The sequence below is a fragment of the Arthrobacter sp. P1_B4 genome, assembly GCF_056406555.1.
Window position 1 is genome coordinate 1 of sequence record NZ_JBFTZW010000068.1, and the last position, 16,690, is coordinate 16,690.

The 16,690-nt window shown below is 68.2% G+C and carries 18 protein-coding genes; 17 read left to right on the forward strand and 1 reads right to left on the reverse strand.

Annotation, left to right across the window (positions count from 1 at the left end):
- The 7 genes from AC1D1W_RS16175 to nusB all read left to right on the forward strand — a co-directional run.
- A partial coding sequence (locus AC1D1W_RS16175) for a Rossmann-fold NAD(P)-binding domain-containing protein (RefSeq protein WP_476944221.1) occupies positions 1-291 on the forward strand: 291 nt, incomplete at its 5' end.
- 26 nt (positions 292-317) lie between these two features.
- Positions 318-1,517: a chorismate synthase gene (gene aroC / locus AC1D1W_RS16180; protein WP_028276469.1), complete on the forward strand. Its 1,200-nt coding sequence runs from the start codon at positions 318-320 to the stop codon at positions 1,515-1,517.
- Between the two features lie 53 nt (positions 1,518-1,570).
- Complete coding sequence (locus AC1D1W_RS16185) at positions 1,571-2,137, forward strand: shikimate kinase (RefSeq protein ID WP_308197220.1); 567 nt, start codon at positions 1,571-1,573, stop codon at positions 2,135-2,137.
- Entirely contained in the window at positions 2,137-3,228 is a 1,092-nt protein-coding gene (aroB, locus tag AC1D1W_RS16190) for a 3-dehydroquinate synthase (protein WP_079554549.1), read from the forward strand. Before AC1D1W_RS16185 ends, aroB begins: the two co-directional genes overlap by 1 nt.
- Positions 3,228-3,746 (forward strand): tetratricopeptide repeat protein, encoded by a 519-nt coding sequence (locus AC1D1W_RS16195; RefSeq protein ID WP_243177371.1) that lies wholly within the window; start codon positions 3,228-3,230, stop codon positions 3,744-3,746. The genes aroB and AC1D1W_RS16195 overlap by 1 nt, the downstream gene beginning before the upstream one ends.
- A 153-nt stretch (positions 3,747-3,899) precedes the next feature.
- On the forward strand, positions 3,900-4,463 hold the full coding sequence (efp, locus tag AC1D1W_RS16200; protein ID WP_018773146.1) for an elongation factor P: 564 nt from the start codon (positions 3,900-3,902) through the stop codon (positions 4,461-4,463).
- Positions 4,463-4,873: a transcription antitermination factor NusB gene (gene nusB, locus AC1D1W_RS16205; RefSeq protein WP_018773145.1), complete on the forward strand. Its 411-nt coding sequence runs from the start codon at positions 4,463-4,465 to the stop codon at positions 4,871-4,873. Before efp ends, nusB begins: the two co-directional genes overlap by 1 nt.
- A gap of 75 nt (positions 4,874-4,948) precedes the next feature.
- Here the strand turns inward: nusB and AC1D1W_RS16210 are convergent, their stop codons facing one another.
- On the reverse strand, positions 4,949-6,223 hold the full coding sequence (locus AC1D1W_RS16210) for a PrsW family intramembrane metalloprotease (RefSeq protein WP_243177372.1): 1,275 nt from the start codon (positions 6,221-6,223) through the stop codon (positions 4,949-4,951).
- Positions 6,224-6,359: 136 nt separating this feature from the next.
- On the opposite strand from AC1D1W_RS16210, the gene pyrR reads away from it, so the two are divergent.
- From pyrR to rpoZ, 10 genes are all read left to right on the forward strand, one after another.
- Positions 6,360-6,986, forward strand: coding sequence for a bifunctional pyr operon transcriptional regulator/uracil phosphoribosyltransferase PyrR (gene pyrR, locus AC1D1W_RS16215; protein ID WP_243177373.1), 627 nt, complete (start codon positions 6,360-6,362; stop codon positions 6,984-6,986).
- Positions 6,983-8,053 carry an aspartate carbamoyltransferase catalytic subunit gene (locus tag AC1D1W_RS16220; protein ID WP_476944222.1) on the forward strand — a complete coding sequence of 357 codons (1,071 nt, stop codon included), beginning with the start codon at positions 6,983-6,985 and terminating at the stop codon, positions 8,051-8,053. Before pyrR ends, AC1D1W_RS16220 begins: the two co-directional genes overlap by 4 nt.
- On the forward strand, positions 8,053-9,441 hold the full coding sequence (locus AC1D1W_RS16225) for a dihydroorotase (RefSeq protein ID WP_243177375.1): 1,389 nt from the start codon (positions 8,053-8,055) through the stop codon (positions 9,439-9,441). Before AC1D1W_RS16220 ends, AC1D1W_RS16225 begins: the two co-directional genes overlap by 1 nt.
- The gene (locus tag AC1D1W_RS16230; RefSeq protein WP_243177376.1) at positions 9,438-9,959 is read left to right on the forward strand and encodes a PH-like domain-containing protein; all 522 of its coding nucleotides are present in this window, start codon (positions 9,438-9,440) and stop codon (positions 9,957-9,959) included. Before AC1D1W_RS16225 ends, AC1D1W_RS16230 begins: the two co-directional genes overlap by 4 nt.
- 52 nt (positions 9,960-10,011) lie before the next feature.
- Complete coding sequence (gene carA, locus AC1D1W_RS16235; RefSeq protein WP_476944223.1) at positions 10,012-11,238, forward strand: glutamine-hydrolyzing carbamoyl-phosphate synthase small subunit; 1,227 nt, start codon at positions 10,012-10,014, stop codon at positions 11,236-11,238.
- Positions 11,238-14,537 carry a carbamoyl-phosphate synthase large subunit gene (gene carB, locus AC1D1W_RS16240; protein WP_243177378.1) on the forward strand — a complete coding sequence of 1,100 codons (3,300 nt, stop codon included), beginning with the start codon at positions 11,238-11,240 and terminating at the stop codon, positions 14,535-14,537. Before carA ends, carB begins: the two co-directional genes overlap by 1 nt.
- Positions 14,530-15,396: an orotidine-5'-phosphate decarboxylase gene (pyrF, locus tag AC1D1W_RS16245; protein WP_243177379.1), complete on the forward strand. Its 867-nt coding sequence runs from the start codon at positions 14,530-14,532 to the stop codon at positions 15,394-15,396. Before carB ends, pyrF begins: the two co-directional genes overlap by 8 nt.
- A gap of 189 nt (positions 15,397-15,585) precedes the next feature.
- Positions 15,586-15,903, forward strand: a complete 318-nt coding sequence (gene mihF / locus AC1D1W_RS16250) for an integration host factor, actinobacterial type (protein WP_476944224.1) — start codon at positions 15,586-15,588, stop codon at positions 15,901-15,903.
- A 40-nt stretch (positions 15,904-15,943) separates the two neighbouring features.
- Complete coding sequence (gmk, locus tag AC1D1W_RS16255; protein WP_028276459.1) at positions 15,944-16,516, forward strand: guanylate kinase; 573 nt, start codon at positions 15,944-15,946, stop codon at positions 16,514-16,516.
- A 39-nt stretch (positions 16,517-16,555) separates the two neighbouring features.
- A partial coding sequence (gene rpoZ / locus AC1D1W_RS16260) for a DNA-directed RNA polymerase subunit omega (RefSeq protein ID WP_476944225.1) occupies positions 16,556-16,690 on the forward strand: 135 nt, incomplete at its 3' end.

Consider the following 16,690-nt stretch of genomic DNA (forward strand, 5'->3'; position numbering starts at 1 on the left):
GCAGACGCACTGGCCGGTGAACTGGCCGAAGAGCTGGCGGCGAAACGTCCAGGAGAACTGCCTCCGCATGGCAGCCCGGGCGTCCTCCTGGACGTCGCCTATGATCCATGGCCCAGCCGGATCGCCGCGGTCTGGCAGGAAGCCGGCGGAACGGTGGTCCCCGGCCTGGAAATGCTGATCTACCAGGCGGTGGAGCAGGTACGGCACTTCACCGGGCTGGGCGGGGCCCTCCCTGCCGGTGTCACAGATGTGATGTGTGACGCAGTCGGGGCGCCCCGACGGGTGTTCTAACCGCCCGACATGGCAGGATGGAATGTATGTTGCGTTGGTTGACTGCCGGAGAATCCCATGGCCCGGCACTGGTCGGAATAATTGAAGGCGTGCCCGCCGGTGTGGAACTCACCAGCGCCCACATCAGCGAGGCGCTGGCCCGCCGCCGGCTCGGCTATGGCCGCGGCGCCCGGATGAAATTCGAGCAGGACGTGGTCACGATCCTCGGCGGAGTCCGCCACGGCCTGACCCAGGGCGGCCCCGTCGCCATCCAGGTCGGCAACACCGAATGGCCCAAGTGGGAACAGATCATGTCCTCCGATCCCGTGGAGCCCGAAATCCTGGCCGACCAGGCCCGGAACGCCCCGCTGACGCGCCCGCGGCCCGGCCACGCAGACTTCACCGGCATGCAGAAATACGGCTTCGACGAGGCCCGCCCGGTCCTGGAGCGCGCCAGCGCCCGCGAGACGGCCACGAGGGTGGCACTCGGCACGGTCGCCGCGGCCTTCCTCAAGCAGCTCGGCATCGAGCTCGTCTCCCACACCGTATCCATCGCCAGCGTCGCCGTGCCGGAGGGCCGGCCGCTGCCGGTGCCGGGCAACGTGCTCGCCCTGGATGCCGACCCGCTGCGCTGCTTCGACCGCGAAACCTCGGACGCCATGGTGGCCGAGGTCGACGTCGCGCACAAGGAAGGCGAAACCCTCGGCGGCGTCGTCGAAGTGCTTGCCTACGGCCTCCCCCCGGGACTCGGCAGCTACGTGCACTGGGACCGGCGCCTCGACTCGCGTCTGGCGGCCGCCCTCATGGGCATCCAGGCCATCAAGGGCGTTGAAGTCGGCGACGGCTTCCTGACCGCCGCGCGCCGCGGCTCCGCCGCCCACGACGAGATCGTCAAAGACGCGGACGGCAAGATCATCCGTACCTCCAACCGCGCAGGCGGGATCGAGGGCGGCATGAGCATTGGCGATGTCCTGCGCGTCCGTGCCGCCATGAAACCGATCGCCACCGTGCCCCGCGCGCTCAGGACGGTCGACGTCAGCACGGGGGAGGCCGCCAAGGCCCACCACCAGCGCTCCGACGTCTGTGCCGTGCCGGCCGCCGGTGTGGTGGCCGAGGCCATGGTGGCCCTCGTGATCGCCGAAGCGGTCGCGGAAAAATTCGGCGGTGACTCCGTGCAGGAGACCGCCCGCAACATCAAGGGTTACCTGGACAGCATTCCGGCGTCCCTGGACTCGATCGGCCACTAGTGCCGGCCGGGAAAACCGACGGGCCGTCCGTCGCGGCGGCGCCCGCGGCAAATATCGTTGGCCCGGTGGTCCTGATCGGACCGATGGCCGTGGGCAAATCGGCGATCGGACAGCAGCTCGCCGAGCACTTGGGGTGCGCCTTCATGGACACCGACGCCCTCGTGGTGGCCCAGCACGGGACGATCGCCGAGATCTTCGCCAGCCGCGGCGAGCACGCCTTCCGCGAAATGGAGGCCCGGGCCGTGGCCCAGGCCATCGAAGAGGCACAGGGCGGCACCGCCGTCATTTCGCTCGGCGGCGGGGCCGTCCTTGATTCCGGTACCCAGCAGCTCCTGGGCCGCTGTACCGTTGTTTACCTCGAATGCGACGCCGAGACTGTAGCGGAACGCATCGCCAGAAATTCGGGCCGGCCGCTCCTGGCCGGCGACGCCATGGGCCGGTGGCGGACCTTGTTCGCCACCCGGCAGCCGGTCTACGAACGGCTCGCCGACCTCGTCCTCGATGTCCGGCGCGGCAGCGTTCCGGAGCTGGCTCACCGGCTGGAAGATGCGCTGGGGGAGCGCGCCGCGGCTAAGGCCGCGGCGGTGCCCACTCCGGCGTCGACAAAGGAAGTTGAATAGTGAGTACCGAATCAACCGTCATCAAAGTCACCGGACAAACGCCGGGTGAGAACTACGACGTCGTAGTGGGCCGCGGCCTCTTGGCAAGCCTGCCGGGCCTGCTGGGTGAGCGCGTCAAGCGCGTGCTGGTCATCCACCCCCGTGCGCTGCGGTTGACCGGGGACACCGTCCGGGAAGAGCTGGCCGCCGCCGGGTTCACCGCGCTGACCGCAGAAATCCCCGACGCCGAAGAGGGCAAACACATCGAGGTCGCCTCGTTCTGCTGGCAGGTGCTGGGGCAGAACGACTTCACCCGCTCCGATGCCATCGTCGCCGTCGGCGGCGGCGCCGTCACCGACCTGGCCGGCTTTGTCGCCGCGACCTGGCTGCGCGGCGTGAAGGTCATCCACATGCCCACGAGCCTGCTGGGCATGGTGGATGCCTCGGTCGGCGGCAAGACCGGCATCAACACCGCCGAGGGCAAGAACCTGGTGGGCGCGTTCCACCCGCCGGCCGGTGTCCTCGCGGACCTCGACACGCTGGAGACGCTGCCGAAGAACGAGATCATCTCCGGCATGGCCGAGGTCATCAAGTGTGGCTTCATCGCCGACCCGGCCATCCTGGACCTGATCGAGAAGGACCCGTCCGCTGTCTCCGATCCGCGCTCGGACATCCTGCGCGAACTGATCGAACGCGCCATCAGCGTCAAGGCCCGGGTGGTGTCCGAGGACCTGAAGGAAACCGGCCAGCGCGAGATCCTGAACTACGGCCACACCCTGGGCCACGCGATCGAACTCGCCGAGCGTTACTCCTGGCGGCACGGCGCCGCCGTCTCCGTGGGCATGATGTTCGCCGCCGAGCTCGCCCGCAGCGTCGGCCGGCTCAGCGACGCCGACGCCGACAGGCACCGCAGCATCCTGGAAAGCCTCGGGCTTCCCATCACCTACCGCCGCGACCGCTGGCAGGCCCTCCTGGACGGCATGCGCCGGGACAAGAAATCCCGCGGTGACCTGCTGCGGTTCGTGGTGCTCGACGGCGTCGGCCGGCCCGGCATCCTCGATGTCCCGGACACGTCCCTGCTGTTTGCCGCCTACCAGGAGATTGCCTCCTGATGCACATGGTCAAGGGCGGAACGAGCGAGTGGCCGGACGCGGGATTTCCCGGGATCCGGATCAACCCGCAGTCCCTGATGCCCCAGATCGTCAATGACGATGTCATGGCCGAGGCCCTGGCGGCCTCGACAGACCCCGGGGACCTGATCCTGGTCCGGCTCGTCGAAGGGCACGCGGCCGAAGCCGCCGAGCTCCTCGCCGAGGCCCGCTACAAGGACCCCGGCTCGCTCCGGCTGCGGATCTTCGAGGCGGACGTGCTCCGGGTCTCGAACCGGTTCGACCGGGCGGTGGAGGTGTTCCGCCAACTCCTCGCCGAGACCCAGGGCACCCTGGAGGAGGCCGCCGTCCGCCAGCACCTCGGCAGGGCCTACTTCGCCGGCGGGAACATTGGCGCCGCCGTCGAATCCTTCGCCAAGGCACTGGATCTGCGCGTCGCCGGGTCCGCCGACGCGGCCCTCATCTACGCCTCCACGGTGGCGCTGCAGCGCGCCCGGGACGTGCTGGAACAGCAGTCCTGAGCCCGCGTCAGCCAGCTGTCCGCCGGAACCGGTAGAATAGAACTTGGATTTTTGACAAACACGCGTTGGCGGCCACTTGGCATGCCGGCCCGGCATAAGCGTCCGACCGCTAGCACCGGTCGAATGGAACCATCGAGAAACTAAGAGGATACTGTGGCAACCACTAACGACATCAAGAACGGAACCGTCCTTAAGCTTGAGGGCCAGCTTTGGAACATCATCGAGTTCCAGCACGTCAAGCCCGGCAAGGGTGGCGCGTTCGTGCGCACCAAGATGCGCAACGTGATGTCCGGCAAGGTGGTCGACAAGACCTTCAACGCCGGACTGAAGATTGAGACCGCCACGGTGGACCGCCGCGACTACCAGTACCTGTACCAGGACGGCGCCGACTTCGTCTTCATGGACACCTCGGACTTCGACCAGCTCACCGTTTCCGCCGCCACCGTCGGCGACGCCACCAACTTCATGCTCGAGAACCAGATGGTCAACATCGCCATCCACGAGGGCAACCCGCTCTACATCGAGCTGCCCCCGAGCGTCGTCCTCGAAATCACCTACACCGAGCCGGGCCTGCAGGGCGACCGCTCCTCGGCCGGCACCAAGCCCGCCACCCTCGAAACCGGATACGAGATCCAGGTGCCGCTGTTCGTCGAGAACAACACCAAGGTCAAGGTCGACACCCGCGACGGCAGCTACCTCGGCCGGGTCAACGACTAGTGAGTGCGCGCGGTAAGGCCCGGAACCGGGCCCTCGATGTGCTCTTTGAGGCCGAGCAGCGCTCAGCCTCCGCGTTCGACGTGCTGAAGTCCCGCCGCGAGCAGACAGACCAGATCGTCAACCCCTACACCCTCGAAATCGTCGAAGGCGTGGTCTCGCACCAGGTGGCCATCGACGAATTCCTGGAGACCTATTCGCAGGGCTGGACCCTGGAGCGCATGCCCTCCGTGGACCGCATCATCCTGCGGATCGGCACGTGGGAACTGCTCTACAACGACGACGTCCCGGACGGCGTGGCGGTCAGCGAGGCCGTGGCCTTGGCCAAGACGCTCTCCACGGACGAGTCGCCGTCGTTCATCAACGGCCTGCTGGGCCGGCTGCAGCAGCTCAAGCCCTCGCTGCTGGCGTAAGCTCTCAGCGCCCCGAAGAACCCCGGCCAGGACATCCTGGCCGGGGTTCTTTCTTTTCCCCGGTTGCCCCGGTCCCTAACCGACGACGGCGGCCCGGAGCGCGGCGATCTCGGCGAGCTGGTGCTGCTCATCGCGCTGGTGTGCCGGCACGTCCCGGCCGCTGAGAATCCGTTGCCGGGTGAGGGCGAGCTGGGTGGCTGCATCGAGCAGCGCCTTCATCTGCACGCCCCGCCCGGTGGACCTGGCCCAGCGCAGCGCGGAACGGCGGCCGGCGGCAGTGGACAGCATGTCCACCTCGGCCGCGGTAAACCAGCCCGCGGCCGCGTATTCGGTCAGCCGCTGGCGCGTGAGCCTGCGCTCAGCCACCCGCAGCAGCACGATCACCAGCACCGCCAGCAGGAAGATCGGCACCTGCACCATCACATACCGGCCCAGGAAGTCCCGGCCCATGCTGTTCCAGGCGCTGTGCAGCAGCATCGCGGGGACGAGGCCGGCGAAGAACGCCAGCACGGACAGCCCGGTGCTCCCGCGGCCGGCGGCGAAGCCCATCACCAGACCGGTCGTACCCGTGAAAATGGCGTGGGCGAAGGGTGAGAGGACCCCGCGGAGAAAGAAGACCACCGCGAGGTCCGTGCCGGGGTCGCTGGATTCGGCGATGGCGCGGCCGAAGTAGAGGATGTTCTCGGTAAATGCGAAGCCCGCCGCGATGGTGAAGGCGAACACCACACCGTCGACCGGTCCGTTGAAGTGTTTCGGGGCAAAGAGCACGAGCAACAGCAGCCCCAGGGACTTGGCGAATTCCTCCACCACCGGTGCCTGGACCGTCACGGCGAACGTCGTATAGTCCAGTCCCGAGGCAGGCCCGGCCACCAGTGAGAAATAGGGCTGGATCAGCATCGTCACCGCGATCGAGACGACGGCTCCCCAGGCAAACGCGAAAAGCAGCAGGGGTTTCGGCTCGGGTTCCCAGCGGTCGATGAAGCGCACCGTCAGCAACACGGTCCCCAGGGGAACCAGCGAGGCCACGAAACCAATGGCAAAGCCGGTGATTCCGGTCCTTTCCAGCAGGAAGGGCACCACCAGGAAGAGGCAGAGGACCGCCAGGAATCCGCCGGCCATCACCAGGCCAAAAACACCGGAACCGCGGCCGTTCTTCCAGCCCGGTCTGCCTCCCGCCGGCCCGGCGGGAGGCAGCGCCGGCCGCAACTGGCCGCCGTCGTTGGCAGGAGCCTGCTGGTAGTTCGCCGGCTGGACACGCCCCAGCCACGTCGGGTTGGCCTGCCGGGGCAGCGGCCCCTGGCGCGGGCCGCCGGGGTGTTCATGCCCCGGCCGCGGTCCGTTCATCGTCATGGAACCGAGCCTATGTCCGTGTGAGGTTAAACGCATTCCGGCGGCGACGGGGCGACGGTGCCGTTGTGGTAATTTGAAAGAGCAAATAATCCTTTTTTAATTCCGTCCCGTGAGGCGGGGAAAGGGGAGACGAGCTTTGACTTCCGTGCCTTCAGCACCGGGTCCGGCGCAGGTGGTGCTCACCCGGGTTGTCCTCAACCAGGCTGACATCGACCGCGCGCTCACTCGTATCGCCCATGAAATTCTTGAGGCCAACAAGGGCTCCCAGGACCTCGTCCTGCTGGGCATCCCGCGCCGGGGCTATCCCCTCGCCGTCCGCCTCGCCGCCAAGATCGCCGCCGCGGATCCCACCGTGGACGCCGCCGCCATCGTCGGTCAACTCGACGTCACGATGTTCCGCGACGACCTCTCGCACCAGCCCACCAGGCCGCCGTACCCCACCCAGCTGCCGCGCACCGGCATCGACAACAAAGTTGTGGTGCTGATCGACGACGTGCTCTATTCCGGGCGCACCATCCGGGCAGCACTGGACGCCCTCATCGATCTCGGCCGGCCGCGGATTGTCCGCCTCGCGGTGCTGATCGACCGCGGCCACCGGGAACTGCCCATCCGCGCCGACCATGTCGGCAAGAACCTGCCCACCTCCTCATCGGAGAAGGTCCGGGTCCGGCTCGAGGAAACCGATTCTGCCGGAGGCGGGGCAACAGACGGCGCCCCCGACGGCGCCCCCGTCAATGAAGTCGTCATCGAGGCCACCGCATGAGGCACCTGCTCTCCACCGAAGACCTGAGCCTGCACAACGCCATCCGCATCCTGGACACCGCCGAGGAAATGGCTGCGGTGGGGGAGCGCGAGGTCAAAAAGCTCCCCGCCCTGCGGGGGCGCACCGTGGTCAACCTCTTCTTCGAGGACTCCACCCGCACCCGGATCTCCTTCGAAGCCGCCGCCAAGCGGCTCTCCGCCGACGTCATCAACTTCGCCGCGAAGGGCTCGTCCGTCTCCAAGGGCGAGTCGCTGAAGGACACCGCCCAGACCCTCGCCGCGATGGGCGCCGACGCCGTGGTCATCCGGCACTGGGCCTCCGGCGCCCCGCACCGGCTCGCCGCGACCGACTGGATCGACGCCGCCGTCATCAACGCCGGCGACGGCACCCACGAACACCCCACCCAGGCGTTGCTGGACGCGTTCACGATGCGCCGGCACTGGTCGAAGCTCGCCGGCACGCCGTCTGCCGGCGCCGACCTCAAAGGCATGCGCGTCGCCATCGCCGGTGACGTCCTGCACTCGCGCGTTGCCCGCTCCAACGTCTGGCTGCTGCGCACCCTCGGCGCCGAGGTCACCCTCGTAGCGCCGCCCACGCTGCTCCCCATCGGTGTCGAAAAATGGCCGTGCGCCGTCAGCTTTGACCTCGACGAGACCCTCGCGCAAGGCGTGGACGCCATGATGATGCTCCGCGTCCAGGGCGAACGGATGAATGCCTCGTTCTTCCCCACCACGCGCGAATACTCGCGGCGCTGGGGCTTCGACGACAACCGGCTCCGTGCCCTCGACAGCCTGGGGCTCAAGGACACCATCATCATGCACCCCGGCCCCATGAACCGCGGCCTGGAAATCTCCGCGGCCGCGGCCGACTCGCCCCGCTCCACCGTGCTGGCGCAGGTGCGCAACGGCGTCTCTGTCCGGATGGCGGCCCTGTACCTGCTGCTGTCCGGGGAAAACCGCGAGCCCGCCGTCGCACCAGTTTCTGCCCCTGCCTCTTCCTCTGCGGCCGCGTCCGCGGCGCACGCCGCCATTCCGAACCTCACTTATTCCCACCAGGAGAGCCACTGATGGCCGATCAGCACCAGAACGCAGACAACAGCGGCGCCTACCTCATCCGGGGGGCCTCGATCCTGGGCGGAGCAGCCGGGGACATCCTGATCCGGGACGGCGTGATCGCCGCCCGCGGCCGTCAGCTGGACGCCGACGGCGCCGGGGTGCGGGACGCAACAGTAATTGACGCCGCGGGCCTTGTCGCGCTCCCGGGCATGGTGGACATCCACACCCACCTGCGCGAACCCGGCCGCGAAGACGCCGAAACCGTCGAAACCGGCACCCGGGCCGCCGCCCTGGGCGGCTACACGGCCGTGCACGCCATGGCCAACAGCACCCCGGTGGCGGACACCGCCGGCGTCGTGGAGCAAGTCCTCACCCTTGGCCGGACCGCCGGCTGGGTGGACGTCCGCCCGGTGGGAGCAGTCACCGTGGGCCTCGCAGGGGAGCAGCTCGCCGAGCTCGGCGCCATGGCCGACTCCCGCGCCCACGTGCGGGTGTTCTCCGACGACGGCATCTGCGTCCACGATCCGGTGCTGATGCGCCGCGCGCTCGAATACGTCAAGGCATTCGACGGCGTCGTGGCCCAGCACGCGCAGGAACCCCGCCTCACCGCCGGCGCCCAGATGAACGAGGGGGAGGTCTCCGCCGTCCTCGGCCTGGCCGGCTGGCCGGCCGTCGCCGAAGAGAGCATCATCGCCCGGGACGTGCTGCTGGCCCAGCACGTCGGGTCCCGCCTGCACGTCTGCCACGTCTCCACGGCCGGGTCCGTGGAGATCATCCGCTGGGCCAAGTCCCGCGGCGTCAACGTCACGGCCGAGGTCACCCCGCACCACCTCTGGCTCACGGATGAGCTCGCCCGCAGCTACGACCCCGTCTACAAGGTCAACCCGCCGCTGCGCACGGACGCCGATGTCCAGGCCCTCCGGGCCGCCCTGGCCGACGGCACGATCGACGTCGTCGGCACCGACCATGCACCGCACCCGAGCGAACACAAGGAATGCGAGTGGGCGCAGGCAGCCATGGGCATGACCGGGCTGGAAACCGCGCTCTCCGTGGTCCAGCACACCATGATCGAAACAGGCCTGATGGGCTGGGAGGATTTTGCCCGTGTGACCTCCACGGCGCCGGCCGCCATCGGCCGGGTCCAGGACCAGGGCCGCCCGCTCGAGGCCGGGGAGCCTGCCAACGTCATACTCGTGGACCCGGCTGCGCGCTGGACCGTGGACCCTTCTAAGATGGCAACCATGGGCCGTAACTCTCCGTTTGCCGGCCGGGAACTGCCGGGGAAGGTAGTGGCGACGTTCTTCAAGGGCCACCCGACCGTTCTCGACGGAAAACTCAACACCCCGTACCGGTGGCCGGCCGAAGCGCTCGACGCAGGACCGGCGGGCCGCCGCCCGTGAGTGTGAAGGACCTCTCCCTGCTCTTCACGCTCGTCCTGATTGGCGTCGCGCTTGCCCTCATCGCCGTCGGCTGGCGTAACCGCCTGCGCCGCCAGTCCGACGTCGAGCCCCTCCCCGAGGTTCCCGCCGAACTCGGCGCTCCGCTGGCCGCCGCCGACGGCCAGTACGTCGCCTCCACCACCGCCGGCGACTGGCTGGACCGGATCGCCGTACACAATCTGGGCATCCGCACCAACGCCAAGCTCTCCGTGCACCCCGAAGGCGTGCTGTTCGAGCGCGCGGGCGCCGGCCCGGTGTTCATCCCGGCCGGACGCCTGACCGGTGTGCGGCAGGAAAGCGGCATGGCCGGAAAGTTCGTGGAAAAGGACGGCCTGCTGGTGCTCAGCTGGATGCTCGGTTCCCACGAACTCGACACCGGCTACCGGACGCGCCGCGCCGAGGACAAAGCCGTGCTCCTCACCACCCTCCAAGATTTGATCTCCGCAGCCCCTCAGGCAGAAGCCGATAGTGGAAAGTAACGACGTGACGGAATCCAACGAAGTGTCAGAGAAAACAGTGTCAGAAGAGACAGTGACAGAAAAAACAGTGACAGCAGCAGCATCCACCCCCGCGGTCCTCGTGCTCGAGGACGGCCGGATTTTCCGCGGCACCAGCTACGGCGCCACAGGAACGGCCCTCGGCGAGGCAGTCTTCGCGACCGGCATGACCGGCTACCAGGAGACCATCACCGACCCCTCCTACGCACGCCAGCTCGTGGTCCAGACCGCGCCGCACATTGGCAACACCGGCGTCAACACCGACGACGCCGAGTCCCGCCGCATCTGGGTGGCCGGCTACATCGTCCGCGACGCGGCGCGCCGGCCCTCCAACTGGCGTTCCGAACGCCCCCTCGACGACGAGCTTGTCGAGCAGGGGATCGTCGGCATCCAGGGCGTCGACACCCGCGCCATCACCCGCCACCTGCGCGAACACAAGACCATGCGCGCCGGCATCTTCTCCGGCGACGCCGCCCGCTCCACGGACAAGGAACTCATCGACGCCGTCCTGGCCAGCGCGCCGATGGAAGGCTCACGGCTCGCCGAGGAAGTCAGCGTGGACGCCGCCTACACGGTGGAGCCCAAGGACTTCGGCTGGGACGGCGAGCCGCGGTTCAGCATTGCCGCTATCGACTTGGGCATCAAGCGCATGACCCCCGTCCGGTTCGCCGAGCGCGGGGTCCGGGTGCACGTGCTGCCCGCCACGGCAACCCTCGCCGACGTCCAGGCCGTCAACCCGGACGGCTTCTTCATGTCCAACGGCCCCGGCGACCCCGCCACCGCGGACAACCAGGTGGCGCTGCTGCGCTCCGTGCTCGATGAGAAGATCCCGTACTTCGGTATCTGCTTCGGCAACCAGATCCTCGGCCGGGCCCTCGGGTTCGGCACCTACAAGCTCCGCTACGGCCACCGCGGCCTGAACCAGCCCGTGATGGACCGCCGCACCGGCAAGGTCGAAATTACTTCGCAGAACCACGGCTTCGCCGTCGACGCCCCGCTCAACGGCGCCACCCAGGCCCCCGAGGAACGCTTCGGCCGCGTCGAGGTCAGCCACGTGAGCCTCAACGACGACGTCGTCGAAGGACTGTCCTGCCTAGACATTCCGGCTTTCTCCGTGCAGTACCACCCCGAAGCGGCCGCCGGCCCGCACGACGCCGCCTACCTCTTCGACCGCTTCATCGAACTGATGGCGGACGCTTCTTCAAAGACAGAGACCGGCACAAAGACTGCCACCGATTCCAAGACTGAGGACACGAAGTAATGCCCAAGAGAACTGACCTCAAGAGCGTCATGGTCATCGGGTCCGGCCCGATCGTGATCGGCCAGGCGGCCGAATTCGATTACTCCGGCACCCAGGCGCTGCGCGTCCTCAAGGAGGAAGGCCTGCGGGTCATCCTCGTCAACTCCAACCCGGCCACTATCATGACGGACCCCGAGTTCGCGGACGCGACCTACATCGAGCCGATCACCCCCGAAGTGGTGGAGAAAATCATCGCCAAGGAGCGCCCCGACGCGCTCCTGCCGACCCTCGGCGGCCAGACGGCCCTCAACACGGCCATCGCGCTGGACAAGAACGGCGTCCTGGAGAAGTACAACGTCGAGCTGATCGGCGCCAACATTGCCGCGATTGAGCTGGGCGAGGACCGCGAGAAGTTCAAGGGCGTCGTCGAGCGCTGCGGCGCCGAGTCGGCCCGCAGCCACATCATCCACACCATGGACGAGGCACTCGCCGCGGCCGGTGACCTCGGTTACCCGATGGTCGTCCGGCCCTCCTTCACCATGGGCGGCCTGGGCTCCGGGCTGGCCTACGACGAGGGGGACCTGCGCCGGATTGTCGGCCAGGGCCTGCAGTACAGCCCCACGTCCGAGGTGCTGCTCGAAGAGAGCATCCTCGGCTGGAAGGAGTACGAGCTCGAGATGATGCGGGACAAGAACGACAACGTCGTGGTGGTCTGCTCCATCGAGAACTTCGACCCGGTCGGCGTGCACACGGGCGACTCGATCACTGTCGCCCCGGCCCTGACCCTGACGGACCGCGAATACCAGCGGCTGCGCGACATCTCCATCGCGGTCATCCGCGAGGTCGGCGTCGACACCGGCGGCTGCAACATCCAGTTTGCCGTCGAGCCGGACACCGGCCGCGTCGTCGTGATCGAAATGAACCCCCGCGTCTCCCGTTCCTCCGCCCTCGCGTCCAAGGCCACCGGCTTCGCGATCGCCAAGATCGCCACGAAGCTGTCCCTTGGCTACACCCTGGACGAGATCCCGAACGACATCACCCAGAAGACCCCGGCGTCCTTCGAACCGACCCTGGACTACGTGGTGGTGAAGGTCCCGCGCTTCGCGTTCGAGAAGTTCCCGGCGGCGGACCCCACCCTGACCACCACCATGAAGTCGGTGGGCGAGGCCATGGCCATGGGCCGGAACTTCACCGAGGCGCTGCAGAAGGCCTTGCGCTCCCTGGAGCAGAAGGGCTCCCAGCTGGACTTCAGCCACGTCCCGGAATGGGAAGTCGCGGAGCTGATCGAGAAGGCCAAGCGTCCCACCACCGAGCGCCTGCACCAGGTGCAGCGGGCCTTGCTCGGCGGCGCCACCGCGGAACAGCTCTTCGAGGCGACCAAGATCGACCCCTGGTACCTGGACCAGCTCCAGCTGCTGAACGAGATCTCGCTCGAAATCCGCCAGGCCGCGGCGCTGACGCCGGAGATGCTGACCCGCGCCAAGCGCCACGGCTTCTCCGACGAACAGATCGGTGCGCTGACCCACAACTCCGAGGACGTCGTCCGCGGGGTCCGGCAGGCCCTGGGCATCCGTCCCGTCTACAAGACCGTGGACACCTGCGCGGCCGAGTTCGCCGCCTACACCCCGTACCACTACTCCTCCTATGACGAGGAGGACGAGGTTGCGCTGCACGCCAAGCCGTCCATCATCATCCTCGGGTCCGGCCCCAACCGGATCGGCCAGGGTATCGAGTTCGACTACTCCTGCGTGCACGCCTCGATGGCGCTGCGCAAGGCCGGCTACGAGACCGTGATGGTCAACTGCAACCCGGAAACCGTCTCCACCGACTACGACGTCTCCACCCGGCTCTACTTCGAACCGCTCACCCTGGAGGACGTCCTTGAGGTCATCGCGGCCGAGGAGCGCACCGGCGGGGTCATGGGCGTCTTCGTCCAGCTCGGCGGCCAGACCCCGCTCAAGCTCGCCCAGCAGCTCGCAGACGCCGGCGTGCCGATCCTCGGCACCTCGCCGGAGGCAATCGACCTCGCCGAACACCGCGGCGCCTTCTCCCGCGTCCTCGACAAGGCCGGGCTCGTCTCGCCGAAGAACGGCACCGCCGTGTCCTTCGAGGACGCCAAGAAGATCGCCGACGAGATCGGCTACCCGGTCCTGGTCCGGCCCTCCTACGTCCTCGGCGGACGTGGCATGGAGATCGTCTACGACGAGCCCAACCTCTCCCGCTACATCGCCAACGCCACCGAGATCACCCCCGACCACCCGGTGCTGATCGACCGCTTCCTCGAGGACGCCGTCGAGATCGACGTCGATGCCCTCTACGACGGCACGGAGATGTACCTCGGCGGCATCATGGAACACATCGAGGAGGCCGGCATCCACTCCGGCGACTCGGCCTGCGTCCTGCCGCCCATCACCCTGGGCGGCAACGTGCTGGAACGGGTGCGGACCGCCACCCTGGCGATCGCCGAGGGCGTGGGCGTCCGCGGCCTGATCAACATCCAGTTCGCCCTGGCCTCCGACGTGCTCTACGTCCTCGAAGCCAACCCGCGCGCGTCCCGCACCGTCCCGTTCGTCTCCAAGGCCACGGGTGTCCAGATGGCGAAAGCCGCGGCCCTGATCGGCACCGGCGTCACCATCAACCAGCTCCGCAGCGCCTACAAGATGCTGCCGGAGAGCGGCGACGGCTCCACCCTGCCGCTGGACGCGCCGGTCTCGGTCAAGGAAGCCGTGCTGCCGTTCAGCCGCTTCCGCACCCCGGAGGGCAAAGTGGTCGACTCCCTGCTCGGCCCGGAAATGCGCTCCACGGGCGAGGTCATGGGCATCGACAAGCACTTCGACACGGCCTTCGCCAAGAGCCAGGCGGCCGCGAACAACGCCCTGCCCACCGAGGGCAAGATCTTCGTCTCGGTGGCCAACCGGGACAAGCGCTCGGTCATCATGGGCGTCAAGCGGCTCTCGGACCTCGGCTTCGAGATCGTCTCCACCGGCGGCACGGCCGACGTGCTCCGCCGCAACGGGATCCAGGCCACCCCGGTCCGGAAGGTCGCCGAAGGCTCCAGCGCCGAAGGCGAAGGCACCATCGCCGACCTCATCATCGCCGGCGAGATCGACATGGTCTTCAACACCCCCTCCGGCGGCGAGGCCCGCAGCGACGGCTACGAACTCCGTGCCGCCGCGACCTCGATCGGGATCCCGTGCATCACCACCGTGGCCGAGTTCAACGCCGCCGTCCAGGCCATCGAGGCGCTGCGCACCTACGAATGGTCGGTCACGAGCCTGCAGGAACACGCCGCGAACCTGAAGGCGCTCCAGGATGCCTGAGGCATCCACCGCCCCGGCGGCCGGCCGGGAAACCTTCGGCTCCCGGCTGGGGCGGGCCATGGCGGACCGCGGCCCGCTGTGCGTCGGCATCGACCCGCACCCGGCGCTGCTGCAGCGCTGGGGGCTCACTGACGACGCCGCCGGGCTGGAACGCTTCTCGCTGACCGTGCTGGAGGCAGTGGGCTCCCTCGCTGCCGCGGTGAAACCGCAGGTGGCCCTGTACGAGCGCCACGGATCGGCTGGAATCGCCGTGCTCGAACGCACCCTGGCCGCGGCGGCGGAAGCGTCCGTGCTGACCATCGCGGACGCCAAACGCGGCGACATCGGCTCCACCATGGCCGCCTACGCGGATGCCTGGCTGCGGGACGGCTCGGCCCTGGCCGCGGATTCGGTGACGTTGAGCCCGTACCTGGGCTTTGAGTCGCTCCGGCCCGCCCTGGACCTGGCGGCCGGGACCGGGCGCGGGGTGTTCGTCCTCGCGCTGACCTCGAACCCGGAGGGCGCCTCGGTCCAGCACGTCGGCGGGGCGGATTCCGTCGCACGGCGGATCACCGAAGCGGCCGCGGTGGAGAACCAGCGCTATGACGGTTCGCTCGGTTCCGTGGGCCTGGTGGTCGGTGCCACGGTGGGCTCGGCCCTTTCCGCACTCGATATCGATCTGGCGGCGGTCCGCGGGCCGATCCTGGCCCCGGGGCTGGGCGCTCAGGGCGCCACGGCCGCGGACCTGCGCCGCACGTTCGGTGCGGCCTATCCCCAGGTCCTGGGGACCTCGAGCCGGGACATTCTCGGCGCCGGACCGCAGCTGCAGTCCCTCCGGGATGCCGCGCGGCGCACCCTCGACGAACTCCTCGCGGCTTAGCGGAAGCCGCCTCGCCGGCCCGGGACCGGAGCTGCCGGACCCGGGCCGGGGGCTGTCCCGTTCGGGATTGCGCTTTTCCCGTTCCCGAACTGGCCGGCGCGCAGATTTCCATTGATTTCTGCCGCCGCCTGACGGTAGGTTCGGGGCAAGGGCATGAGTGCCCCGTCCCGCCATGCAGGGAGGCCTTCCGTGAGTTTGAGACCACTCACTCCTCAGGAGCGTACCGACGCCCTTCGCAAGGCCGCTGCCGCAAGAGCCACCAGGGCCGAGGCAAAGGAGCGGCTCAAGACGGGCGAGCTGACCATCGCCAATGTCATCAGTGCAGGCGAATCCGACGACGCCATTGCCCGCATGAGAATCGTGGAGCTGCTCGAGGCCCTGCCCGGGATCGGCCGGGTCCGGGCGGCGGCCATCATGGACCAGCTCGGCATCGCACAATCCCGACGGGTCCGCGGCCTGGGAATCCACCAGCGCCGGGCGCTGGTAGATTTTATTGACGACAAGTAGCCCGGTCCGCCGAGCTGCCCACCACCGCCCAAAGGAATATGTGAGCAAGAAACCGGGACTGACAGTCCTCGCCGGCCCGACGGCTGTTGGCAAAGGCACCGTGTCCACCTACATCCGGGACAACTACCCCGGCGTCTGGCTCTCCGTGTCGGCCACTACGCGTCCGCCGCGGCCGGGGGAGCAGGACGGGATCCACTACTTCTTCAAATCGGCCGAGGAATTCGATTCCCTGGTCGAAAACGGCGAACTGCTCGAGTGGGCCGTCGTCCATGGCCGGAACCGCTACGGCACGCTGCGGAGCACGGTTGACGCCGCCATTGCCGAGGGCCGCTCGGTGCTGCTGGAGATCGATCTGCAGGGCGCCCGGCAGGTCAAGCAGGCCGTCCCGGATGCCCAGTTTGTGTTCCTGGCGCCCCCGAGCTGGGACGAAATGGTCCGCCGGCTGGTCGGCCGCGGCACGGAAAGCGCCGAAGAACAGCAGCAGAGGCTGGAAACCGCTAAACTAGAACTTGCCGCTGAACCGGAGTTCGACCACACCGTCATCAATGATGACGTTCGTCGGGCAGCGGACGAGCTTGTTTCACTCATGGGGCTGACCCCGAACCCGCGCTAGGCGCCGGGACGTACCGGCCCGTTAGAATTTGGAGAATTCGTGTCCACGAACCTTGAAGGCATCATCAACCCGCCGATCGACGAGCTGCTGAAGGCCGCCGACTCGAAGTACGGACTGGTGATTTTTGGTGCCAAGCGCGCACGCCAGATCAACGCGTACTACGCCCAGCTGCAT